This window comes from Nocardioides iriomotensis, assembly GCF_004168035.1.
Classification (GTDB): Bacteria; Actinomycetota; Actinomycetes; order Propionibacteriales; family Nocardioidaceae; genus Nocardioides_B; species Nocardioides_B iriomotensis.
The window spans coordinates 1-21,887 of sequence record NZ_SDPU01000023.1; the positions used below are offsets into that span (position 1 = coordinate 1).

Sequence of the window (21,887 nt, forward strand, 5' to 3'; positions counted from 1 at the left end):
ACCGTCGACTTCGACCGTCTGGGCCTGCGCGCCGGCGAGCGCGTGCTCGACATGGGCTGCGGCGCGGGCCGTCACGCCTACGAGATGTACCGGCGCGGCGCCGACGTGATCGCCTTCGACCAGGACGGCGACGAGCTGGCCCAGGTGCTGGAGGTGTTCGGCGCGATGAAGGTCGCCGGCGAGGTCCCCGCCGGCGCCGAGGCCGACATCAAGCAGGGCGACGCGCTGGCGATGCCGTTCGCCGACGAGGAGTTCGACCGCGTCGTCGCGGCCGAGGTCCTCGAGCACATCCCCGACGACGAGCAGGCGATCTCCGAGCTGGTCCGGGTGCTCCGGCCGGGTGGCACCATCGCGGTGACGGTGCCGCGCTGGCTGCCCGAGAAGGTGTGCTGGGCGCTGTCCGACGCCTACCACGAGGTCGAGGGCGGCCACGTCCGCATCTACACCGGGCACGAGCTGGTCGGGAAGCTCGAGGCGGCCGGCCTGGAGTACGTCGGCCGGGCCCACGCGCACGCGCTGCACGCGCCGTACTGGTGGCTCAAGTGCGCGGTCGGGGTCGACGACGACCGCCACCCGCTGGTGAAGGCGTACCACCAGGTGCTCGTCTGGGACATCATGAAGCGGCCCGGCTACAGCACCGCGACCCGGCTGGCCGAGCGGGCGCTCAACCCGCTGATCGGCAAGAGCCTGGTGCTCTACCTGCGCAAGCCCGCTGGAGACCGGAACGACGGGGCCGCCCATGGCGGCTGAGCTGCCCGCTCTCCCCGGCCTGCTGGACCGCGACCAGGTCGCCGCGTCCGTCGCGGTCATCGCCGCCCAGCAGGAGCCCGACGGCGCGCTGCCCTGGACCACCGGACAGCACACCGACACCTGGAACCACGTCGAGTCCGCGATGGCCCTGCTCGTCGGCGGCCGCGCCGACGCCGCCCACCGGGCCTACGACTGGTGCCTGGCCACGCAGCGCGCGGACGGCTCCTGGCCGATGCGCACGGTCGCCGGGACGGTCGAGGACGCGTCGGCGGAGAGCAACATGAGCGCCTACCTCGCGGTCGGCGTCTGGCACCACTGGCTGGTGCGCCGCGACGAGCGGTTCGTCCGGCGGACCTGGCCGGCGGTGCGCGCCGCACTCGACTTCGTCGTCGGGCTGCAGCTGCCGTTCGGTGGCATCTCCTGGGTGCGCGGCGAGGCGGGCGTCGTCGACGACGGGGCGCTGCTCGCCAGCAGCTCCAGCATCTTCCACGCGCTCCGCGCCGGTCTCGCGCTGTCGGAGCTGATGGGCGAGCCGCAGCCCGACTGGGAGCTCGCCGCGGGCCGCCTGCGGCACGCGCTCCGGCACCACCGCGACACCTTCCTGGACAAGTCGACGTTCTCGATGGACTGGTACTACCCGGTGCTGGGGGGTGCCGTCGTCGGAGCCGAGGGCGACGCCCTGGTCGACGCGCGCTGGGACGACTTCGTCGTGCCCGGTCTCGGCGTGCGTTGCGTCGACACCAACCCTTGGGTCACCGCCGCGGAGACGTGCGAGCTCGCGATGGCGCTCGACGCGCTCGGCCGGCGCGACGAGGCGCTCGCGCTGCTGCGCGACGTCCAGCACCTGCGGTCGGCGCGGGGCGGCTACTGGACCGGCTACGTGTGGCCGGACGACGCGGTCTGGCCGCGCGAGGAGACGACCTGGACCGCGGCGGCGATGGTGCTGGCCGTCGACGCGCTGTCCGGGACGACGCCCGGGTCGGACCTGTTCCGTGGCTCGACGCTGCCACGGGAGTTCCCGGAGATCGGCCTGGAGTGCGGCTGCGCCGACCGCACGGTCCGGCAGCGCGTCGGATAAGGCCGACGCCCGCGGTCACGGACCGCAGGCGCCGCCGGGAAGGTCGTCGAAGGGGCGGTCGCCGTCGGCCGAGTCGTAGGTCCACGACCGGATCTCCGGGTCGACGTTGTGCACCCGGATGCAGATCCCGTCCGGCTTCACCTGGCTCACCACGTGGTTGCCGGCGCTGGCGCGGAACGTCTCGTCACCGATCTGCACCGGTTCGCCCGGCCCGCTCTCGAAGGCGACGGGCTGCTTGTCCTCCTCGACGAGGACGTTCTGCATCCGCGCGAGGGTGGAGGCGTCGTTGTACCCCGATCGCTGCTTGTCGATGCTGTTGTCGTACGCGAGTGCGAACGGGAAGCTCAGCGCGATCAGCAGCCCGACGCCGACGAGGACGGCGACGAGGACGCGGTGGGTGCCGAAGCGGGGGGACGCCATGAGGGCAATTCTGCGTGGGTGGCCGCCCGCTCAGTCCACCGGGTCGCCGGCGTCGCCGGCCACCCGCCGCAGCACCCGCAGCGACCCGAGCGCGTCGACCTCCTCGAACCCCGAGGCCAGCGCGCGCCGGTAGACCCGGTACGGCGCCTGGCCGCCGTCGGCCGGGTCGGGGAACACGTCGTGGACCGCCATCAGTGCGCCTCGGGCGACCCAGCGACCGAAGCCCGTGTAGTCGTTGCCGGCGTGCTCGTCGGTATGGCCGCCGTCGACGAACAGCAGCGACAACGGGGTGCGCCAGTGCGCGCTGATCACGGTGGAGCGCCCGACGACCGCGACGACCTGCTCCTCGAGGCCGGCGTCGGCGAGCGTGCGCCGGAAGGTCGGCAACGTGTCGAGGCGGCCGAACACGGGGTCGGCCAGGTCGGGGTCGTGGTACTCCCAGCCGACCTGGTTCTCCTCGGAGCCGCGGAAGTGGTCGACGCTGAACACGGTGCCGCCGACGGCCAGCGCGGCGGCGCCGAGGTAGACGGCGGACTTGCCGCAGTAGGCGCCGACCTCGAGCACCGGGCCGTGCGGCAGCCGCTCGACCGCCAGCCGGTGCAGCAGCTCGCCCTCGTCGTCGGGCATGAAGCCCTTGGCCGCGCGGGCCTTGGCGAGCAGGTCGGCCGGCATGGTGACCGCGGTCATCGGGCCGCCACCCCCTCGACCGGCTCCGCGACGGGCTCCTGGGCGGCGGCCGCACGCGTGGCGGCGTCGTACGTCCAGCGGAGGAAGCGGTCGACGCCACGGACGACCGCCGCGCTGCGGATCGAGGGGAACACGTCGAAGGCGTGCTGGGTCCCGGGCAGCTCGGCGTAGGCGACCGGCTGGCGCGACACCGCGCGGAGCGCGCGCACGAAGTGCCGGGCCTGCTCGACCTCGACGAGGGAGTCCCGGGCGCCGTGGATGACGAGCATCGGGGGCGCATCGGCGTTCACACGGGCCAGGGGAGAGGCCTCCTCGAACGGCGTGAGGCAGTCGCTGGGGTCGGCGAACATCACTCGTCCGGCCAGGAACTTGTCCCGCAGGTCGGCCGAGCGCCGGGTGCCGATCGCGCCGGCGAAGTCGTAGACGCCGTAGAACGGGACGGCCGCCTGGACGGTCGTGTCGGCGTCCTCGAAGCCGGGCTGGTACGTCGGGTCGTTCGGCGTGAGCGCGGCGAGCGCCGTGAGGTGGCCGCCGGCCGACCCGCCGGTGATCGTGACGTAGCCGGGGTCGCCGCCGTACTCCGCGGCGTGCTCCTTGACCCAGGCGAGGGCGCGCTTGACGTCGACGATGTGGGCCGGGAACGGGTCGCGCGGGCTGAGCCGGTAGTTGATCGCGAAGCACACCCAGCCGCGCGCCGCCATGTGCCGCATCAGCGGGACGCCCTGCTCGTCCTTGCTGCCGACCGACCAGGCGCCGCCGTGCACCTGCACGAGCACCGGCGCGTCGCGCACGTCGGTGCCCCGGCGCCGGTAGACGTCGAGCAGGCCGCGCTTGCCGTGCCGCGGCTCGTAGGGCACGTCCTTGACGACCTCGACCTCGTCGTCCCGCTGCCGGAACGGCCAGACGAGCTGGGAGAGCGGGGTGGACAGGTCCAGGTCGGTGTACGTCGCGCGCAGCCGGTCGAGGTAGTCGTCGCCGAGGGTCTCGCGCAGCGCGGCGTCGACGTGACGGTGCGCCTGCGCCGACTCCGCGACGAGCGCGCCGAGGCCGGCCGCGCTGCCCGCGGCGAGGGCCAGACCGGCCCGGCTGCGGCGGGACGGTCGGCGGGCGAGCTCGACGGCGGCGTCGGCGGCGGTGAGCGCGAGCAGGTGCGGGGCGAGCTCGCTGGTGAGCCAGCCGGCCGCGAACGACGGCACCTGGGCCCGGAAGCCGGGGAACGGCCGCACCGCGTTGGCGGTGAGCGCCGCGGTCAGGACCTGGCGGAGCAGGAAGAGGCGGGACACGCTGCCACCCTAGACACTCAACTGGAACGTGTTGCAGTGAGGGTGACGCGGCTCACGTCCCGGTGTCGCCCTCCCAGGTCGCGAGCCGGCCGCTGCGGTGGACGGCCCGGATCCGCTGCTCGGCGGCGTTGCGCTGCTCGGGGTCGGTGAACACGAGCAGCACGTCGTCGGTCTGCATCTGGGTGGACGCGGTGAGCGCGCTGGTGGCGCCGTTACGGGAGAGCAGCCCGAGGGTCGAGCCGGACGGCAGCCGCAGCTCGCCGACGAAGACGCCGTGCAGCCTGCTGCCCGGCGCCACCCGGATCTGCAGGAGGTCGGCGCCGAGCCGGTACAGCGAGCCCGTCCCGACCGAGAGGTCCAGCGGGGTCGCTGTGGCGTACCGCCGCGTCGGCGGGAACAGCGCCCGCGGCAGCAGCCGGGCGACCGGGCCGGACTGGGCGACGGCCAGCGGGCCGATCACGCCGAGCACCAGGACGTATCCGGCGGCCAGTGACGCGACCCGCTGGTCGAGCCCGGCCCCGAGGGCGAGGCTGGCCAGCACGAGGGAGAACTCGCCGCGGGTGAGGACGGTGAGGCCGATGTTGGCGCCCGCCGTACGCCCGAAGCCGTGGATGCGCGCGGCGACCACGCCCGCGCTGACGCAGAGAACGATGGTCATGGCCACGGCGAACGCCACCGCACCGGCGACGTCGAGCAGGGCGCGCGGGTCGATGCTGAGCCCGAAGTGGAAGAAGAAGATCGCACCGAAAGCGTCACGCAGCGGGTGGGTGAGGTCGCGCAGGCGCTGGGACTTCTTCGTGGAGCCGAGGATGAGGCCGACCATGAACGCGCCGATGGCGTCGGAGACCCCGAGCGTCTCGGCGATGCCGGCGGTGATGATCGCGAGGCCGACGAACACAACCACGACGATCTCCTCGTCCTGGGTGTCGATCACCTTGCCGACCCAGCGCGCACCGTGCCGCGCGACCAGCGCCAGGCCGAAGAGGAACGTGAACGCCGTCGCGATGCCGGTCACCGCCTCGACGGGCCCGTCCGCGCCGCCGAGCACCGGCTGCAGCAGCGCGAGGTAGAAGGCCAGGAACAGGTCCTCCATCACGGTGATGCCGAGGATCACCCGGGTCTCGGGGTTGCCGAGGCGGCCGGTCTCGACGAGCAGCTTGGTGACGATTGCGGACGACGAGATGCCGACGACCGCGGCGACCACGAGCGCCTCCGCCACGCCCCAGCCGAGCGCGAAGCCGAGCGCCAGGCCGCCCCCGACGTTCAGGGCCAGGTACACCCCGGCCGCGGACAGCAGCCGCCGGCCACCCGAGGTCAGGTCCTCGAGGGAGAACTCCAGGCCGAGGTAGAAGAGCAGGAACACCAGCCCGAGCCGGGCCACGAGAGCGAGGTCGTCGGGGTCGGCGACGATGTCCAGCCCCGGGGTGTCCGGGCCGAGCAGCACGCCGGCGATCATGAACAGCGGGATCGTGGGGAGCCCGACGGGCACGCCGACGCGCGCGAGCAGGCCGCACACGAGGAACGCCGCTCCGAGGGCGATCAGGCTCTCCGCGGCGTGCACGGTCGGCACCTCCTGCGGGGGTGTCGTTCGGCGTGGGGTGGTCGAGGTTGGCGCGACGGCCCACGCCGCACTTTGGGTCGCCCGAAGTCCGCCACCTGTCCCGTGAGTGCGATGCACTCGTGGCGCCCGGTCGTCAGTCCGGAGGGCTCCGGCGTGGGCCCGTCGCTCGTCCAGTGTTGCGGGACCAGGGGGGCCGGAGAATGGGTGGCAGCACCCATCTTCGCGTCGTCGGCCCCGGTCCCGCGTGCGCCCGTGCGCAGGTGTGGGCGAGGGTGGACCCGTGGAAGCCCGGAACATGCCGCTGTACTGGCGGGTCTGCCTGACCAACGCGCTGGTCTTCCTGCTGGGCACGGTCGCGCTCGCCGTGTCGCCCGCCACCGTGTCGGTGCACCTGCTCGTGTCCGAGGCGGTGATCCTCGGGATCGGGGCGCTGCTGATCGTCGTGCTCAACGCCGTCCTGCTGCGCGGCACCCTCGTCCCGCTCGACCGGCTGGTCGGCGCGATGGAGTCCGTGGACCACCCGGGGGAGCGGCCGGTGCTGCCGACCTCCGGTCCGAGCACGGTACGGCGTCTGGTGGCGAGCTTCGAGGCGATGCTGGGCCGTCTCGACCACGAGCGCAGCCGGTCCGCGGCCCAGGCGCTGGCCGCGCAGGAGGCGGAGCGGCACCGGATCGCGCAGGAGCTGCACGACGAGGTCGGGCAGAGCCTGACGGTGGTGCTGCTCCAGCTCAAGCACCTGCGCGACGGGCTCCCGGACTCCGACGCCGCGGCGGTCGTCGCGGTGGACGGTGTCCGCGAGTCCGCCCGGGCCGCGCTCGACGAGGTGCGCGAGGTCGCCCGCCGGCTGCGGCCCGGGGTGCTCGAGGACCTCGGGCTGCTCAGCGCGCTGGCCGCGCTCGCGACGGACTACTCGCAGCGCACCGGGGTGCACGTCAGCCGCACGTTCGCCCCCGGCCTGCCGGACGCGACGGCGGAGGTCGAGCTGGTGGTCTACCGGGTCGCCCAGGAGGCGCTCACCAACGTCGCCCGGCACGCCCGCGCGAGCGCGGTCGACCTGTCGCTCACCGTGCAAGGCGGTGACCTGGTGCTGACCGTGGCCGACGACGGCGCGGGCGTGCGCGGCGCCTCGGAGGGCACGGGCGTCGCCGGCATGCGGGAACGGGCCGGCATGGTCGGCGGCCGGCTCGCCTTCGACCGTCGCGACGGCGGCGGCACCGAGGTGCGGCTCGTCGTACCGACGGAAGGCCACCGTGCCTGATCCCGTGCGGATCCTGCTCGCCGACGACCACGCGCTCGTGCGCCAGGGCGTCCGGATGATCCTCGACGCCCAGCCGGACCTGCGCGTCGTGGCCGAGGCCGGTGACGGTGCCGAGGCCGTCGAGCTGGTGCGGACAGAGGAGGTCGACCTGGCCGTGCTCGACGTGGCGATGCCACGGATGACCGGGCTGCAGGCGGCACGCGAGATCGCCCGACGCCGCGAGAACCTGCCGATCCTGATGCTGTCGATGCACGACAACGAGCAGTACTTCTTCGAGTCGCTCAAGGCCGGCGCCTCCGGCTACGTGCTCAAGTCCGTCGCCGACCAGGACCTCGTCGCGGCCGTGCGGGCGGCGATGCGCGGGGAGCCGTTCGTCTACCCGGGCGTGATGAGCACGCTGGTGCGCTCGTACCTCGACCGGCTCAAGCGCGGCGAACGGATGCCGGAGACCGTGCTGACCAGCCGCGAGGACGAGGTGCTCAAGCTGATCGCCGAGGGCCAGTCCACGCGTGAGATCGCGCAGGCGCTCACGATCAGCCCCAAGACCGTGGAGCGGCACCGCGCGAACATCCTGGCCAAGCTCGGGATGCGGGACCGCACGCAGCTGACCCGCTACGCGATCCGCGCCGGTCTGGTCGAGCCGTAGCCCCGATTAATTCGGTCGCGCTCGTGCGACCACCGGAGCACCCTGGTCGCATGCAGATCGAGCAGCTCCGGGCCGACGACATCGCCGCCGTCGAGGAGGCCGTCGCCCTCCAGCGCGCCGTGCAGGAGGCCGACTCGCCGTGGACGCACCCGACCACCACGACGACCTTCACCGGCATGCTGCGGCACGGCTGGGACGGCGAGGCGCCCCGGGGCTACCTCGCGCGTGGCGACGCCGGCACGATGGTCGCGGTCGCGCTCTACTGGACCAGCGAGTGGGACAACCAGGACTTCGCCTGGCTCGACCTCGCGGTGCACCCCGACCACCGCCGGCAGGGCATCGGCAGCACGCTGTTCCGGGCGCTGTGCGACGTCGCCCGCGAGGAGGGCCGCACCAAGGTCGGCACCGACGGCTGGGAGAGCGACGCGGCCCGCGGCTTCGCCGACGCGATGGGGTTGACCCTCGGCTCCCAGGCCATCAACCGGCGCCAGTACCTCGCCCGGACCGACCGCGTCCTCGTCGCCAAGCTGTACGACGAGGCGTCGGACGCCGCTGCCGGGTACGAGCTGCTCCGCGTGGTCGGTGCCGTGCCCGACGAGCTGATCGACGCCGTGGTCGTGATGACCGCGGCCATCAACGACGCCCCGACCGACGACCTCGAGATCGAGGACGAGGTGTTCACCGCCGAGCGGGTGCGCGGCTACGAGCGCGCCGTCGCCGCCAAGAAGCAGCGGGCGTACCACCTGATCGCGCGGCACCGGGAGACCGGCGAGCTGGCCGGGCACACGATCGTGGCGGTCGAGGCCGAGCGGCCGACGATCGGCCACCAGCACGACACCAGCGTCGTCCGCGCGCACCGCGGCCACCGCCTCGGTCTGCTGCTCAAGACCGCGATGATCCAGTGGCTGGCCGACGAGGAGCCGCAGCTGGAGTCGATCGACACCTGGAACACCGAGTCCAACGACCACATGATCGGCGTCAACGAGCAGCTCGGCTACACGGTCCTCGGGCGCGGCCTGGAGTATCAGCGCCGGCTCTGACCTTCACCTTGCGGCGACGGCGTGTGAATACTGGGAGTCGTGCTCGGCCGGCGACGGAAGGACGGGGAGGGGCGGGGTCTCCGCGCCCTCTGGCTCGAGCTCGGCATCCCGCTGGGGGTGCTGCTGGCTGCCGTCGTCGCGGACTCACTGCTGCCGCGCGACATCATCATCACGGCTGTCTTCGCCATCGCGCCGTTCGTGGCCAGCGCGCTGACCAGTCCGGCGCGCACGGCGGCGATCGGGGCGCTCTCGGTGGTGGCCGTGGGTGTCTCGGCCCTGTGGAACCACGACGTCGGGACGGCGGAGTGGTGGATCCGACTGCTCGGCGGCGTCCTGTTCGCCGTGATCGCGGTCTTGGTGGCACGCATGCGGGTCCGGCGGGAGCAGGCCCTGCAGCACATGACGGTCGTCGCGGAGACCGCCCAGAGGGCACTGTTGCGGGGGGTTCCGGCGCGGGTCGGCTCCGTCGGCCTGGCCGCGCGGTACGTCTCGGCCACGGAGGCTGCCCTGGTGGGCGGTGACCTCTACGAGGTCGCGGACACGCCGTACGGCGTGCGGGTCGTGATCGGCGACGTCCGGGGGAAGGGTCTCGACGCGGTGCACCTGGCCTCCACCGTCCTGGCGGCGTTCCGGAGGGCGGCGTTCGTCAACCGGGTCCTCGCCGGCGTGACGAGGGACCTGGACGACGCGGTGAGCGCGGTCTGCGGCGACGAGGACTTCGTGACGGCGCTGGTCGCGGAGTTCCGTCACGACGGGACCGGGGCCGTCGTGAACTGCGGCCATCTCCCGCCGCTGCTGCTGAGGTCGGGGCGGCGACCCAGCCGCCTGGACGGCGCCGAGCCCACCCCGCCGCTGGGTCTGGGCGGCCGACCCGCGGAGGAGCCGTTCGACTGGCCGGGGGGCAGCCGGATCCTGCTCTACACCGACGGGCTCGTGGAGGCGCGGAACCGCCAGGGCGCCTTCTTCCCGCTCGACGACCACGTCGCGGAGCTCTGCACGGGGACCGTCGACGAGGCGCTGGACCGCCTGCTCGGGCTCCTCCGTGCCTTCTCCGCGGGGCAGGGCGACGACCTGGCGCTCGTGCTGGCCGAGCGGAGCCGGCCCGTGCCTGGTGCGGAGGACCAGTGAGAGGGTTGGTCCCGTGCGGACCAGCGTGCTTCCGGTCGTCCTCGCCGGCGTCGTGGGGTTCTCGACCGTCGGCCTCTACCTCGTGGCGTGGGACCTCTTCGTCACGCAGTCGTCGTGCCAGGGCTTCGAGTACGACAGCTGCACCGGCGCGCCGCTGGCGATGACGCTGGTCGGCATCCCGCTGGTGTACGTCGTCGGGGCGGTCGGGCTGCGGGCGACGGGTGCGCGCCACGCCGGGCTCGCGCCGCTCGCGCTGGGCATCGCGCTGTTCGTCACGGCCCGGATCGTGGTGCCCTACGACACCTCGCTCTGGCTCTGGCCGACGATCACCGGCGTGCTGTCGGCGGCGTGGCGGTGGCGGTTCAGTCCCGAGCCGTCAGCACCAGCGGGCCGTCGGGCGTGACCGCGACGGTGTGCTCGGAGTGCGCGCCGCGCGACCCGTCGACGCTGCGCAGCGTCCAGCCGTCGCGGTCGGTGTAGATCTGGTCCGTGGAGTGCAGGAACCACGGCTCGATGGCGATCACCAGGCCGGGCTTCAGCGGCAGGCCGCGGCCGGGCCGGCCGTCGTTGGAGACGTGCGGGTCGCCGTGCATCGTCCGCCCGACCCCGTGGCCGCCGAACTCGGTGTTGATCGACAGCCCGGCGCCGTGGGCGACGGCCGCGATCGCGGCGGAGATGTCGCCGATCCGGTTGCCGACCGTCGCGGCCTCGATGCCCGCGGCGAGCGCCCGCTCGGAGACGTCGATCAGCCGGAGGTCCTCCTCGCGCGGCGTCCCGACGACCACGCTGACGGCCGAGTCGGACACCCAGCCGTCCACGGAGGCGGCGAAGTCGAGGCTGAGCAGGTCGCCGTCCTCGAGCACGTAGTCGAACGGCAGCCCGTGCAGCACGGCGTCGTTGACCGAGGTGCACAGCACCTTGCCGAACGGCATCGCGCCGAACGACGGGTGGTAGTCGATGTAGCAGGACTCCGCGCCGCGCTCCTTGACCATCCGGTGCGCCAGGGCGTCGAGGTCGAGCAGGTTCACGCCGACGTCGGCCGCCGCGGACACGGCGGTCAGCACCTCCGCCACGAACTGCCCGGCGGGGCGCATCTGCTCGATCTCGGTCGGCGTCCTCAGCTCGATCACGGGTCGAGCCTACGGACACCGTCAGCCGGTGACGCAGACGGTCTCGCGCTCGACCTGGATCTTCTCGCCGTCGCTCGACACGTCGGTCACGACCCGCACGGACGTGCCGGCGCAGCCCTCGGTGCCGAGGTCGACCGGTTGCTCCTCGGCCGCCTGCCCGGATCGGCCGCGGGGGCCGCGTTCGCCGTCGACCCCGTCCACGCCGTCGGAGCCGTCGGCCCCGGGTGGGCCTTCCTCGCCGGGCAGGCCCTGGAGACCGGTCGGGCCCTGCGGGCCGACCAGCTCGTCGTTCAGGACGGCGATGCCCCCGAGGGCACCCAGGAAGCCGCAGACGACCGCGATCAACGCGGTGAGCAGCAGGTTGTCTCGGGTGCGCACGGGCTCACGCTAGGCGGTCGACAGGTCACGAATGCGTGAGACGCGCGGGCCCGGTGTTGCCGGGCGTGCGGGGCGCTTGGTCTGATGAAGCCCGCTCGAGGCTTCCGTCGAGACGTGGCGGATGTGACACTTGATGCTCATGTGAAGGATGTGGCGGTGCCTCGGGGGTGCCGTCCGAGGGACAGGGAGACGGGGAATGGCCCGCAGGGTGCGTTTCAGCACGAGAGTGGTCAGGTCGGTCGGGACGCGGCGCGCGCTGGTGGGGGCGGTCGTCGCCACGCTCGCGGTGGGGGTGCTCGTGCAGCGCGGGCCCGACGCCGGGTCGCCCGGCGCCACGTCCGCCGTACAGCCGGCGGCGCGGAAGGTCGGCAGCTACACACCGGTCACCGGCGCGATCTTCAACCGGCCGATCGGGTCGCGGTGGCAGCAGTACGCGATCTTCCGGCACGTGAACCGCACGATCGACTCGACGCCGTCCGGCGCGACGATCCGGATGGCGGTCTACTCCTTCTCGCACGCCGCCACGGCGGACCGGCTGGTCAAGGCCTACAAGCGCGGCGTGAAGGTGCAGGCCATCTTCAACGACCACAAGAGCTACGGCCCGGAGCGGCGGCTGGTGCGGGTGCTCGGCAGCAAGACCTCGAAGGGCTCGTTCGCGAAGTTCTGCTCCGACTCGTGCCGCGGCTACAAGGGCAACATGCACCAGAAGGTGTTCCTGTTCAGCAAGGCCGGCTCCGCGCAGAACGTCGTCATGGTCGGGTCCAACAACATGACCGCCAACAACGCCGTCAACCAGTGGAGCGACATCTACACGTCCGCCGGCGACCCGGCGCTCTACTGGACCTACGCGGGCGTCTTCGACCAGATGAAGCAGGACGTCATCCAGTCCCAGCAGTTCATCACCGCGCGGATCAACAGCTACCAGACGGACTTCTACCCGAACCCGTCGGTGGTGAGCCAGGAGACCGACCCGGTGTGGAACGACCTCTCGCAGATCTCCTGCGGCGTCCCGGCGCCCGGCTACGGCGTCTCGGTGACCGACCCTGACGGCACGGTCCGCCAGACGACCGCCGTACGCCTGTCGCACCACGCGTGGAACGGCGACCGCGGGATCTGGCTCGCCCGCAAGGTGGCCGAGCTGAAGCGGAGCGGCTGTGACGTGCGGGTCGTGTACGGCGTCGGCATCGGCGGTGCGGTGAAGGCGATCCTCGAGAACAACGCGATCCCGCTGAAGGCCAACGCCGTGCCCGGCAAGCGCACGCACCAGAAGGTGCTGACCGTCAACGGCACCTACGCCGGCAACCCGGCCTCGAAGATCGTCTGGAACGGCTCGCAGAACTGGTCCGACGGTGCGCTCAAGCGCGACGACACGACGCTGCGCGTGGACGACCCGACGGTCTACGACCAGTACAACGCCAACTTCGAGGACATGTGGGCCAACGGCTGACCTACCAGCCGCGGGCCCGCCACTCGGCCAGGTGGGGACGCTCGGCGCCCAGCGTCGAGTCGTCCCCGTGGCCGGGGTAGAACCAGGTCTCGTCGGGCAGCCGCCCGAACACCTTCGCCTCGACGTCGTCGATCAGCGAGGCGAAGTTCTCGGGCGATCCCGTCTTGCCGACCCCTCCGGGGAACAGCGAGTCGCCGGTGAACAGGTGCGGCGTGCCGTGCGGGTCGTCGTACAGCAGCGCGATCGAGCCGGGGGTGTGCCCGACGAGGTGGATCACCTCGAGCGTCGAGCGGCCGACCGTGACCGTGTCGCCGTCGGAGACCGGCCGGTCGACCTTCACCGGCAGGGCGTCGGCGTCCTCCTCCCCGGCGACCGTCTCGGCGTTGGTGGCCGCGACGACCTGGGGGAGCGCCCGGTGGTGGTCCCAGTGCTGGTGGGTGGTCACCACCGTCGACAGCCCGTCGTCGCCGATCATCCCCAGGATCCGCTCGGGCTCGTCGGCGGCGTCGATGAGGACCTGCTCGTCGGTGTGCCGGCAGCGCAGCAGGTAGACGTTGTTGGCCATCTCGCTCACCGCGAGCTTGGTGATCATGAGGTCCGTCAGCTCGCGAACCTCGCTCGGACCGCCGGGCTTGACCTTGCCGCGGTATGTCACGGTCACCTCCACCTCGGGATCGTGGGCAGCTCTCCTGTCGAGGACACTAGTCCGCTCCCGCCGCCCCGCCCGACGAGCCACCAGGCCAGGTCGCCGGCGGTGCCCTTCACCTCGGGGCCGGCGCCCGAGCCGAGCTTCCAGAGGCCGTCCACGTCGGTCGAGGACAGCACCATGGAGGGCCCGTCCAGCCCGAGCTCGGCCTGGCGGCGGCCGATCAGGCCGCGGCTGAAGTCCTCGGGCCACCCCGCCGCCGCGTAGTCGAGCAGCAGGTCCGCGTGGTGGACCTCGACCTCGGTACGGCGCATCCCGCCGACGTCGGCGACCGTGCCCTGCGCCGGGCCGCCGACGACCCTGGAGAAGGGCACGTCGAGCGGCCCGCCGTACGACGCCGCCGCCTGCTCGAACGTCGCGGCCGACTCCTGCGCGTCCGCCACGAGCCCGCCGGCGTCGAGCTCGGCCACCGTGGTGTCGATGTCCCGGTCGCGGACCTCGGCGGTCTCGTACATCGACGCGGCCTCGCCCTCGGCCGCCTGCGCCAGCACCCGGGTCATCGCGTCCGCGTTGCGGGAGAGGTGGGCGACGACGTGCGCCCGGGTCCATCCGGGGAGGGCGGAGGGGGCGGCCAGCGCCCGGTCGTCCAGAACTGTCAGTGCCCCCAGATAGCGTGCCGTGGCGTGGACTATCTCGGCGAGCAGGGGGAAGGGAGAGGATGTGACGTCAGGTCCCATGGCCCCATCCAACACCGGCTATCATGGCGAACACTTGTTCGAACGCCGACCGGTCCGTTCCATCCACCCACGTCACCAGCAGAGGATCTTGCGTGGCTGACCAGCTGATCATCCGCGGCGCCCGGGAGCACAACCTCAAGGACGTCTCACTCGACCTCCCGCGCGACGCCCTGATCGTCTTCACCGGGCTCTCGGGCTCCGGGAAGTCGAGCCTCGCGTTCGACACGATCTTCGCCGAGGGCCAGCGCCGCTACGTCGAGTCGCTGTCGGCGTACGCCCGCCAGTTCCTCGGCCAGATGGACAAGCCCGACGTCGACTTCATCGAGGGCCTGTCGCCGGCGGTGTCGATCGACCAGAAGTCCACGTCGAAGAACCCCCGCTCGACCGTCGGCACCATCACCGAGGTCTACGACTACCTCCGCCTGCTCTACGCCCGCGCCGGCCGGCCGCACTGCCCGACCTGTGGCGCGCCGATCTCGCGGCAGACGCCGCAGCAGATCGTCGACCGGATCCTGTCGCTCGACGAGGGCGCCCGCTTCCAGGTGCTGGCCCCGGTGATCCGTGGCCGCAAGGGCGAGTACGTCGACCTCTTCCGCCAGCTGCAGACCCAGGGCTTCTCCCGCGCCCGGGTCAACGGCGAGACCTACCCCCTCACCGAGCCGCCCAAGCTCGACAAGCAGAAGAAGCACACGATCGAGGTGGTCGTCGACCGGCTCGCGGTCAAGGCGTCCTCCAAGCGACGGCTGACCGACTCGGTCGAGACCGCGCTCGGCCTCGCGAGCGGCCTGGTCGTCTTCGACTTCGTCGACCTGCCCGACAAGGACCCGGGCCGCGAGCTGCGGTTCTCCGAGAAGATGGCCTGCCCCAACGAGCATGCCATCGACACCGACGACCTGGAGCCCCGGTCGTTCTCGTTCAACAGCCCCTTCGGCGCCTGCCCGGCCTGCCACGGCCTCGGCACCCGCATGGAGGTCGACCCCGAGCTGGTCATCAGCGACCCCAGCCAGTCGCTGGGCGAGGGCGTGATCGGCCCGTGGTCGGGCGCGCACGTCTCGGAGTACTTCTCCCGCATCCTCGCCGCGCTCGGGACCGAGCTCGGCTTCGACCTGGACACGCCCTGGCAGGACCTCCCGGCCAAGGCCAAGAAGTCCATCCTCGACGGCCACCCGACCAAGGTGCACGTCCGCCACACCAACCGCTACGGCCGCGAGCGGGCCTACTACACCTCGTTCGAGGGCGTCCGGCCGTACGTCGAGCGCCGGCACCGCGAGGCCGAGTCCGACACGAGCCGCGAGCGGTTCGAGGGCTTCATGCGCGAGGTGCCCTGCCCGACGTGTCGGGGCTCGCGGCTCAAGCCGGTGTCGATGGCCGTGACCATCGGCGGCAAGAACATCGCCGAGGTCTGCGCCCTGGCGATCAACGAGACCGCCGACTTCCTGCGCGACCTCGAGCTCTCCACCCGCGAGAAGCAGATCGCCGAGCGGGTGCTCAAGGAGATCCAGGAGCGGCTCAACTTCCTCCTCGACGTCGGCCTCGACTACCTCTCGCTCGACCGGCCCTCCGGGTCGCTGTCCGGAGGTGAGGCGCAGCGCATCCGGCTCGCCACCCAGATCGGCGCCGGCCTCGTCGGCGTCCTCTACGTCCTCGACGAGCCCTCGATCGGCCTCCACCAGCGCGACAACCACCGCCTGATCGAGACGCTGGTCCGGCTCAAGGACCTCGGCAACACCCTCATCGTCGTCGAGCACGACGAGGACACCATCCGGGTCGCCGACTGGGTCGTCGACATCGGCCCCGGCGCGGGCGAGCACGGCGGCCAGGTCGTCGTGTCCGGCACGGTCGACGAGCTGCTCGGCCACCACGACTCGATGACCGGCCTCTACCTCTCCGGCCGCAAGCAGATCCCGGTCCCCGAGGTACGCCGCCCCCGCACGCCGGGACGCGACCTCGTCGTGCGCGGCGCCAAGGAGCACAACCTCCGCGACATCGACGTGACGTTCCCGCTCGGCGTGTTCACCGCCGTCACCGGCGTCTCCGGGTCCGGCAAGTCGACGCTCGTCAACGACATCCTCTACACCTCGCTGGCCAAGCAGATCTACAACGCCCGCACCGTGCCCGGCCGGCACCGTCGCATCGAGGGCCTCGACAACGTCGACAAGGTGATCCACGTCGACCAGGGCCCGATCGGCCGCACCCCGCGGTCCAACCCGGCGACGTACACCGGTGTGTTCGACCACATCCGCAAGCTCTTCGCCACCACGCCCGAGGCGAAGGTCCGCGGCTACCAGCAGGGCCGGTTCTCGTTCAACGTCAAGGGAGGCCGCTGCGAGGCGTGCTCCGGTGACGGCACGATCAAGATCGAGATGAACTTCCTGCCGGACGTCTACGTCCCGTGCGAGGTGTGCCACGGCGCCCGCTACAACCGCGAGACGCTCGAGGTGCACTACAAGGGCAAGACCATCGCCGAGGTCCTCGACATGCCGATCGAGGAGGCTGTCGACTTCTTCGCCGCCATCCCCGCGATCTCACGGCACATGCAGACCTTGTGCGACGTCGGTCTCGGCTACGTCCGGCTGGGCCAGCCCGCGCCGACGCTCTCCGGCGGCGAGGCCCAGCGGGTCAAGCTGTCGACCGAGCTGCAGAAGCGCTCGACCGGCCGCACCGTCTACGTCCTCGACGAGCCGACCACCGGCCTCCACTTCGAGGACATCCGCAAGCTCCTGATCGTGCTGGGCCGCCTCGTCGACCAGGGCAACACCGTGCTGGTGATCGAGCACAACCTCGACGTCATCAAGACGGCCGACTGGATCATCGACATGGGTCCCGAGGGCGGCAGCCGGGGCGGCATGGTCGTCGCCGAGGGCACGCCGGAGCAGATCGCGGCGTCGCCGGACAGCTTCACCGGAGAGTTCCTGGCGCCGCTGCTGGAGGGCACGTCCGCGCGCGTCGCCACGCCGCCTCGCAAGCGCACCGCGGCCGCCAAGGCGCCCGCCACGAAGAAGTCGGCGACGAAGAAGACCGCGGCCACGAAGACGACCGCGGCGACGAAGAAGACGGCCACCACGAAGAAGACGGCCACCAGGAAGACCGCGCGCAAGACGACCCGCCGCTCCTCCTGACGGGCCAACACACAGGCAGCTCTCAGGTCGGTGCCGGGCACGCGTGGTTAGGGTGAACGTTCAAGCGACCCCTCTCGGAGGAGCCCCGGCATGACTGTCCACCACGACGCGCACGACGACGCCCCGACCGGCCCCGGCGGGGAGGCGCACGACCTCAGCCGCCGCGGCATGCTCCGTGGCACCGCGGTCGGCGCGCTCGCGCTTCCGGTGCTCGCGGCGTGCGGCAGCGACGGCGGGAGCGGCGGCGGTGACGGGAGTGGCGGCACCGACGGTGCCGCGGGTGGCAGCGGCGGCAGCGCGGGGGACACGCTCGTCCCCACGAGCGACGTGCCGGTCGACGGCGGCACCATCCTGCCCGACCAGCAGGTCGTGGTGACCCAGCCGAGCGACGGCGACTTCAAGGCGTTCACCGCGATCTGCACCCACCAGGGCTGCATCGTCGCCTCCGTCTCCGGCGGCACCATCAACTGCGACTGCCACGGCAGCAAGTTCTCGATCGAGGACGGCTCCGTCGTCAACGGGCCGGCCACCGCCCCGCTCGACGCGGTCGAGATCGCGGTCAAGGGCGACGAGGTCACCCGCGCCTGAGGCCTCGCCCACACGGGCGCCCCGGCGCCGAGGATGTGTCCCCGCCCATGCGTAGGGTTGGCACGTGGCTGACCCGTCGACCTACCGCCCCGCGACGGGCTCGATCCCGACCTCGCCGGGTGTCTACCGCTTCCGCGACGAGCACCGCCGCGTCATCTACGTCGGCAAGGCCGTCAACCTGCGGTCCCGGCTGACGTCGTACTTCCAGGACCTCTCCGCGCTGCACGCCCGCACCCAGACGATGGTGACGACGGCGGCGAGCGTCGAGTGGACGGTGGTCGGCACCGAGGTCGAGGCACTGCAGCTGGAGTACTCCTGGATCAAGGAGTACGACCCGCGGTTCAACATCAAGTACCGCGACGACAAGTCCTACCCGTGGCTCGCGGTGACGCTCAGCGACGAGTTCCCGCGCGTGATGGTGGGGCGCGGCGCGAAGCGCAAGGGCACCCGCTACTTCGGCCCCTACTCCCACGCCTGGGCGATCCGCGAGACCGTCGACCTGCTGCTGCGGGTGTTCCCGATGCGGTCGTGCTCCAACGGCGTCTTCAAGCGGTCGGGGCAGATCGGCCGGCCGTGCCTGCTCGGCTACATCGGCAAGTGCTCCGCACCGTGCGTCGGCCGGGTCAGTGCCGAGGAGCACCGCGAGATCGTCGAGGACTTCTGCGACTTCATGGCCGGCAACACGACGTCGTTCGTGAAGCGCCTCGAGAAGGAGATGTACGCCGCGTCGGCGGAGCAGGACTACGAGCGCGCTGCCCGGCTCCGCGACGACGTCGGCGCCCTCAACCGCGCGCTCGAGAAGCAGGCCGTGGTGCTCGGCGACGGCACCGACGCCGACGTCATCGCCGTGTCGGAGGACCCGCTCGAGGTCGCCGTGCAGATCTTCATCGTCCGCGGCGGCCGGGTGAAGGGTCAGCGCGGCTGGGTCGCCGACAAGGTCGACGACTCCGACACCGGCCGGCTCGTCGAGGGCTTCCTCCAGCAGCTGTACGCCGACGAGACGGGTGACGCGATCCCGCGCGAGGTGCTGGTGCCGGCCCTGCCGCCCGACCAGGAGGCGCTCGAGCACTGGCTAACCGACAAGCGCGGCGCCAAGGTGCAGATCCGGGTGCCGCAGCGCGGCGACAAGAAGGCCCTGCAGGAGACCGTGGCCCGCAACGCGCTCCAGGCGCTCGGGCTGCACAAGACCAAGCGCGCCAGCGACCTGACCACCCGCAACCGGGCGCTGGAGGAGATCCAGGCGGCGCTCGAGCTGCCCGGGGCGCCGCTGCGCATCGAGTGCTACGACATCTCCAACCTGCAGGGCACCGAGGTGGTCGGCTCGATGGTGGTGTTCGAGGACGGCCTGGCCCGCAAGTCGGAGTACCGCCGCTTCGTGGTCCGCGGCGTCGACGGCCAGAACGACGTCGCCTCCATGCACGAGGTGATCACCCGGCGGTTCCGTCGGCTGCTCGACGAGCGGGCCGATGCCCCTGACCTCGACGGGCTGTCCGAGGGCGACAGCGACGGCCCCATGCTGGTCGACCCCGACACCGGGCGACCGCGCAAGTTCGCCTACGCCCCGGGACTCGTGGTGGTCGACGGTGGCCCGCCCCAGGTCGCGGCCGCGCAGCGGGCGCTCGACGAGCTCGGCATCGACGACGTCCCGGTGTGCGGGCTCGCCAAGCGGCTCGAGGAGGTGTGGCTGCCCGGGCAGGAGGACCCGGTCATCCTGCCGCGCACGAGCGAGGGCCTGTACCTCCTGCAGCGCATCCGCGACGAGGCGCACCGCTTCGCGATCACCCACCACCGCTCACGCCGGTCCAAGAGCATGGTCGAGAGCCTGCTCGACGACGTGCCGGGCCTGGGCGAGGTGCGTCGCAAGAGCCTGCTCAAGCAGTTCGGCTCTCTGAAGAAGCTGCGGGCTGCCACAGTGGACGAGATCGCCGTCGTCCCGGGCATCGGCCCGCGCACGGCCGAGGCGATCGTGGCCGCGCTCGCCGACCAGGCGGGCCGGTCCGGCAAGACCGTCAGCGTCAACACCGCCACCGGCGAGATCGAGGAGTCCTGACCATGGGTGCGTCCCCGTCGCAGACCCCGCCCTCCGGGCCGCCGCCGGAGGAGCGAGGCGAGCTGGTCGTCGTCACCGGCATGACCGGTGCCGGCCGCAGCACGGCCGCCAAGGAGCTCGAGGACCTCGGCTACTTCGTGGTCGACAACCTGCCGCCGCAGCTCGTGCGTGACGTCGTCGAGCTCGTCGACGCCTCCCGCGGGGTGCAGCAGCCCATCGCGGTCGTCGTCGACGTGCGCTCCGGGTCGTTCTTCGGCGGCCTCCAGGAGGTGCTGGCCACCGGGCAGACGGGGCGTCGTACCACGCTGCTGTACCTCGACTGCTCCGACGACATCCTGGTCCGCCGCCAGGAGGCCGCGCGCCGGCCGCACCCGCTGCAGGAGGGCGGCCGCCTGCTCGACGGCCTCGCCCGGGAGCGTGACGTGCTCGCGGACCTGCGCGCCGACGCCGACCTGGTCATCGACACCACCGCGCTCAACGTGCACCAGCTCACCGACAAGGTCGCCGAGGCGTTCGGCACCGAGCAGACCACCTCGATGAAGGTCACGGTCGTGAGCTTCGGCTTCAAGTACGGCATCCCCGCCGACGCCGACCTCGTCGCCGACATGCGCTTCCTGCCCAACCCGCACTGGGTGGAGGAGCTGCGGCCGCTGACCGGCCGCGACAGCTCGGTGGCCGACTACGTCAAGAAGCAGCCCGATGCCGAGGAGTTCCTCACCGAGTACGTCGCGCTCGTCCGGACCCTGATGGCCGGCTACCTGCGCGAGGGCAAGCGGTTCATGACCATCGCCATCGGCTGCACCGGCGGCAAGCACCGCAGCGTCGCGATGACCGAGGAGATCGCCGCACGGCTGCGCGGCTACGGCATCGACGCGCGCGGGGTCCACCGGGACCTCGGGCGGGAGTGAGATGACGGCCGCCCCCTCGCCGGAGCCTGTTCGGCCCGACCGGCTCGACGTGCGCGCCGTCGCCCTCGGCGGCGGTCACGGCCTGGCCGCCTCGCTGTCCGCGCTGCGCCACGTGGTGCGCGACCTGACCGCCGTCGTCACCGTGGCCGACAACGGCGGCTCGTCGGGCAGGCTACGGCACGAGTTCGGGGCGCTGCCCCCCGGCGACCTGCGGATGGCGCTCGCGGCCCTCTGCGGCGACGACGAGTGGGGCCAGACCTGGGCGCGCGTGCTGCAGCACCGCTTCCGCAGCGAGGGGGAGATGCACGACCACGCGGTCGGCAACCTCCTGATCGTGGCGCTGTGGGAGCTGCTCGGCGGCCACGTGCAGGGCCTCGACTGGGTCGGGCGTCTCCTCGGCGCCCAGGGCCGGGTGCTGCCGATGGCGATCACCCCGATCGACATCGCCGCCGACGTCGAGGGTCTCGACCCCGCCGACCCGACCGCCACGGTGCGGGTGCGCGGCCAGGTCGAGGTGGCGTCGACCGACGGCCGGGTCGACGCGGTCGTGCTCGAGCCGCACGACCCGCCGGCCTGCCCCGAGGCGCTCGCGGCGATCGCGGTGGCCGACTGGGTCGTCCTCGGCCCGGGCTCGTGGTTCACCAGCGTGATCCCGCACCTGCTGGTGCCCGACCTGCGCACGGCGCTCACCTCGACCCGGGCCCGCGTGGCGGTGACGCTGAACCTCGAGCCGCAGACGGGGGAGACCGACGGCTTCACCCCCGAGCAGCACCTCGAGGTGCTGTCCGCGCACGCCCCCGACCTGCGGGTCGACGTCGTGCTCGCCGACCGCCGTTCGGTGGACGACGAGGCCGGGCTGCGCCACGCAGCGAAGGCGCTCGGCGCCGAGCTCGTGGTCGCCGACGTGGCCGCCGGGGACGGCACTCCCCGGCACGATCCAGACAAGTTGGCGGATGCGTATGCACAGGTGATGAAGCAGGCTTAGGGTGCAGTCTTGGCCGGGTCGCGAGGGCGGTCGTGACGTCAACAGCAC

General features: G+C 72.3%; 21 protein-coding genes. 13 read left to right on the forward strand and 8 right to left on the reverse strand.

The annotated features are described in order from the left end of the window. Positions 1–750: class I SAM-dependent methyltransferase (locus tag ETU37_RS12435; RefSeq protein WP_206053909.1), on the forward strand; the 750-nt coding region annotated here is incomplete at its 5' end. Beyond that, complete coding sequence (locus tag ETU37_RS12440; RefSeq protein ID WP_129987664.1) at positions 740–1,828, forward strand: glycoside hydrolase family 15 protein; 1,089 nt, start codon at positions 740–742, stop codon at positions 1,826–1,828. The genes ETU37_RS12435 and ETU37_RS12440, both read left to right, overlap by 11 nt. Before the next feature lie 15 nt (positions 1,829–1,843). On the opposite strand, the gene ETU37_RS12445 is transcribed toward ETU37_RS12440, so the two are convergent. Genes ETU37_RS12445 through ETU37_RS12460 form a run of 4 tightly spaced genes read right to left on the reverse strand, consistent with a single transcriptional unit; the run spans position 1,844 to position 5,779 of the window. Then, on the reverse strand, positions 1,844–2,248 hold the full coding sequence (locus ETU37_RS12445; RefSeq protein ID WP_129987665.1) for a hypothetical protein: 405 nt from the start codon (positions 2,246–2,248) through the stop codon (positions 1,844–1,846). 30 nt (positions 2,249–2,278) lie between these two features. After that, positions 2,279–2,935, reverse strand: a complete 657-nt coding sequence (locus ETU37_RS12450) for a class I SAM-dependent methyltransferase (RefSeq protein ID WP_129987666.1) — start codon at positions 2,933–2,935, stop codon at positions 2,279–2,281. Continuing rightward, positions 2,932–4,218 (reverse strand): alpha/beta hydrolase, encoded by a 1,287-nt coding sequence (locus tag ETU37_RS12455; RefSeq protein WP_129987667.1) that lies wholly within the window; start codon positions 4,216–4,218, stop codon positions 2,932–2,934. The genes ETU37_RS12450 and ETU37_RS12455 overlap by 4 nt, the downstream gene beginning before the upstream one ends. Positions 4,219–4,270: 52 nt before the next feature. Then, on the reverse strand, positions 4,271–5,779 hold the full coding sequence (locus tag ETU37_RS12460; protein WP_240755699.1) for a cation:proton antiporter domain-containing protein: 1,509 nt from the start codon (positions 5,777–5,779) through the stop codon (positions 4,271–4,273). Between the two features lie 280 nt (positions 5,780–6,059). On the opposite strand from ETU37_RS12460, the gene ETU37_RS12465 reads away from it, so the two are divergent. The 5 genes from ETU37_RS12465 to ETU37_RS12485 are packed head-to-tail and all read left to right on the forward strand — an operon-like array spanning position 6,060 to position 10,254. Next, positions 6,060–7,037, forward strand: a complete 978-nt coding sequence (locus ETU37_RS12465; RefSeq protein ID WP_206053910.1) for a sensor histidine kinase — start codon at positions 6,060–6,062, stop codon at positions 7,035–7,037. Next, a complete protein-coding gene (locus ETU37_RS12470; RefSeq protein ID WP_129987669.1) occupies positions 7,030–7,683 on the forward strand; it encodes a response regulator in 654 nt (217 codons plus the stop codon). The genes ETU37_RS12465 and ETU37_RS12470 overlap by 8 nt, the downstream gene beginning before the upstream one ends. A gap of 50 nt (positions 7,684–7,733) precedes the next feature. Beyond that, on the forward strand, positions 7,734–8,723 hold the full coding sequence (locus ETU37_RS12475; RefSeq protein WP_129987670.1) for a GNAT family N-acetyltransferase: 990 nt from the start codon (positions 7,734–7,736) through the stop codon (positions 8,721–8,723). 39 nt (positions 8,724–8,762) lie between these two features. Further along, on the forward strand, positions 8,763–9,851 hold the full coding sequence (locus ETU37_RS12480; protein WP_129987671.1) for a PP2C family protein-serine/threonine phosphatase: 1,089 nt from the start codon (positions 8,763–8,765) through the stop codon (positions 9,849–9,851). A gap of 13 nt (positions 9,852–9,864) precedes the next feature. Further along, positions 9,865–10,254 carry a hypothetical protein gene (locus ETU37_RS12485; RefSeq protein WP_129987672.1) on the forward strand — a complete coding sequence of 130 codons (390 nt, stop codon included), beginning with the start codon at positions 9,865–9,867 and terminating at the stop codon, positions 10,252–10,254. Here ETU37_RS12485 and map read toward each other — a convergent pair. Beyond that, entirely contained in the window at positions 10,214–10,981 is a 768-nt protein-coding gene (gene map, locus ETU37_RS12490) for a type I methionyl aminopeptidase (protein ID WP_129987673.1), read from the reverse strand. The two genes, ETU37_RS12485 and map, sit on opposite strands and share 41 nt — an antisense overlap. 21 nt (positions 10,982–11,002) lie before the next feature. Next, entirely contained in the window at positions 11,003–11,359 is a 357-nt protein-coding gene (locus tag ETU37_RS12495) for a collagen-like protein (protein ID WP_129987674.1), read from the reverse strand. Between the two features lie 259 nt (positions 11,360–11,618). On the opposite strand from ETU37_RS12495, the gene ETU37_RS12500 reads away from it, so the two are divergent. After that, positions 11,619–12,806: a phospholipase D-like domain-containing protein gene (locus ETU37_RS12500; protein ID WP_165372512.1), complete on the forward strand. Its 1,188-nt coding sequence runs from the start codon at positions 11,619–11,621 to the stop codon at positions 12,804–12,806. Between the two features lies 1 nt (position 12,807). Here ETU37_RS12500 and ETU37_RS12505 read toward each other — a convergent pair whose 3' ends face one another. Both ETU37_RS12505 and ETU37_RS12510 read right to left on the reverse strand, forming a co-directional pair. Then, complete coding sequence (locus ETU37_RS12505; protein WP_206053923.1) at positions 12,808–13,398, reverse strand: MBL fold metallo-hydrolase; 591 nt, start codon at positions 13,396–13,398, stop codon at positions 12,808–12,810. A gap of 65 nt (positions 13,399–13,463) precedes the next feature. Then, on the reverse strand, positions 13,464–14,189 hold the full coding sequence (locus ETU37_RS12510; protein WP_129987676.1) for a maleylpyruvate isomerase family mycothiol-dependent enzyme: 726 nt from the start codon (positions 14,187–14,189) through the stop codon (positions 13,464–13,466). 92 nt (positions 14,190–14,281) lie between these two features. Here ETU37_RS12510 and uvrA point away from each other — a divergent pair, with 92 nt between their 5' ends. The 5 genes from uvrA (at position 14,282) to ETU37_RS12535 (ending at position 21,839) form a co-directional block, all read left to right on the forward strand. Beyond that, positions 14,282–17,308, forward strand: a complete 3,027-nt coding sequence (uvrA, locus tag ETU37_RS12515; protein WP_129987677.1) for an excinuclease ABC subunit UvrA — start codon at positions 14,282–14,284, stop codon at positions 17,306–17,308. 90 nt (positions 17,309–17,398) lie between these two features. Continuing rightward, the gene (locus ETU37_RS12520; RefSeq protein WP_206053911.1) at positions 17,399–17,896 is read left to right on the forward strand and encodes a Rieske (2Fe-2S) protein; all 498 of its coding nucleotides are present in this window, start codon (positions 17,399–17,401) and stop codon (positions 17,894–17,896) included. Between the two features lie 64 nt (positions 17,897–17,960). Further along, positions 17,961–19,946, forward strand: a complete 1,986-nt coding sequence (uvrC, locus tag ETU37_RS12525) for an excinuclease ABC subunit UvrC (RefSeq protein ID WP_129987678.1) — start codon at positions 17,961–17,963, stop codon at positions 19,944–19,946. Positions 19,947–19,948: 2 nt separating this feature from the next. Beyond that, on the forward strand, positions 19,949–20,854 hold the full coding sequence (rapZ, locus tag ETU37_RS12530; protein WP_129987679.1) for an RNase adapter RapZ: 906 nt from the start codon (positions 19,949–19,951) through the stop codon (positions 20,852–20,854). 1 nt (position 20,855) lies between these two features. Beyond that, entirely contained in the window at positions 20,856–21,839 is a 984-nt protein-coding gene (locus ETU37_RS12535; protein ID WP_129987680.1) for a gluconeogenesis factor YvcK family protein, read from the forward strand. Positions 21,840–21,887 lie beyond the last annotated feature (48 nt).

Bases quoted from the DNA above. Each gene is read 5' to 3' on its own strand.
- ETU37_RS12440 (WP_129987664.1), top strand. From the start codon at position 740: ATGGCGGCTGAGCTGCCCGCTCTCCCCGGCCTGCTGGACCGCGACCAG.
- ETU37_RS12445 (WP_129987665.1), bottom strand. From the start codon at position 2,248: ATGGCGTCCCCCCGCTTCGGCACCCACCGCGTCCTCGTCGCCGTCCTC.
- ETU37_RS12450 (WP_129987666.1), bottom strand. From the start codon at position 2,935: ATGACCGCGGTCACCATGCCGGCCGACCTGCTCGCCAAGGCCCGCGCG.
- ETU37_RS12475 (WP_129987670.1), top strand. From the start codon at position 7,734: ATGCAGATCGAGCAGCTCCGGGCCGACGACATCGCCGCCGTCGAGGAG.
- ETU37_RS12505 (WP_206053923.1), bottom strand. From the start codon at position 13,398: ATGATCACCAAGCTCGCGGTGAGCGAGATGGCCAACAACGTCTACCTG.
- ETU37_RS12510 (WP_129987676.1), bottom strand. From the start codon at position 14,189: ATGGGACCTGACGTCACATCCTCTCCCTTCCCCCTGCTCGCCGAGATA.
- ETU37_RS12520 (WP_206053911.1), top strand. From the start codon at position 17,399: ATGACTGTCCACCACGACGCGCACGACGACGCCCCGACCGGCCCCGGC.
- rapZ (WP_129987679.1), top strand. From the start codon at position 19,949: ATGGGTGCGTCCCCGTCGCAGACCCCGCCCTCCGGGCCGCCGCCGGAG.
- ETU37_RS12535 (WP_129987680.1), top strand. From the start codon at position 20,856: ATGACGGCCGCCCCCTCGCCGGAGCCTGTTCGGCCCGACCGGCTCGAC.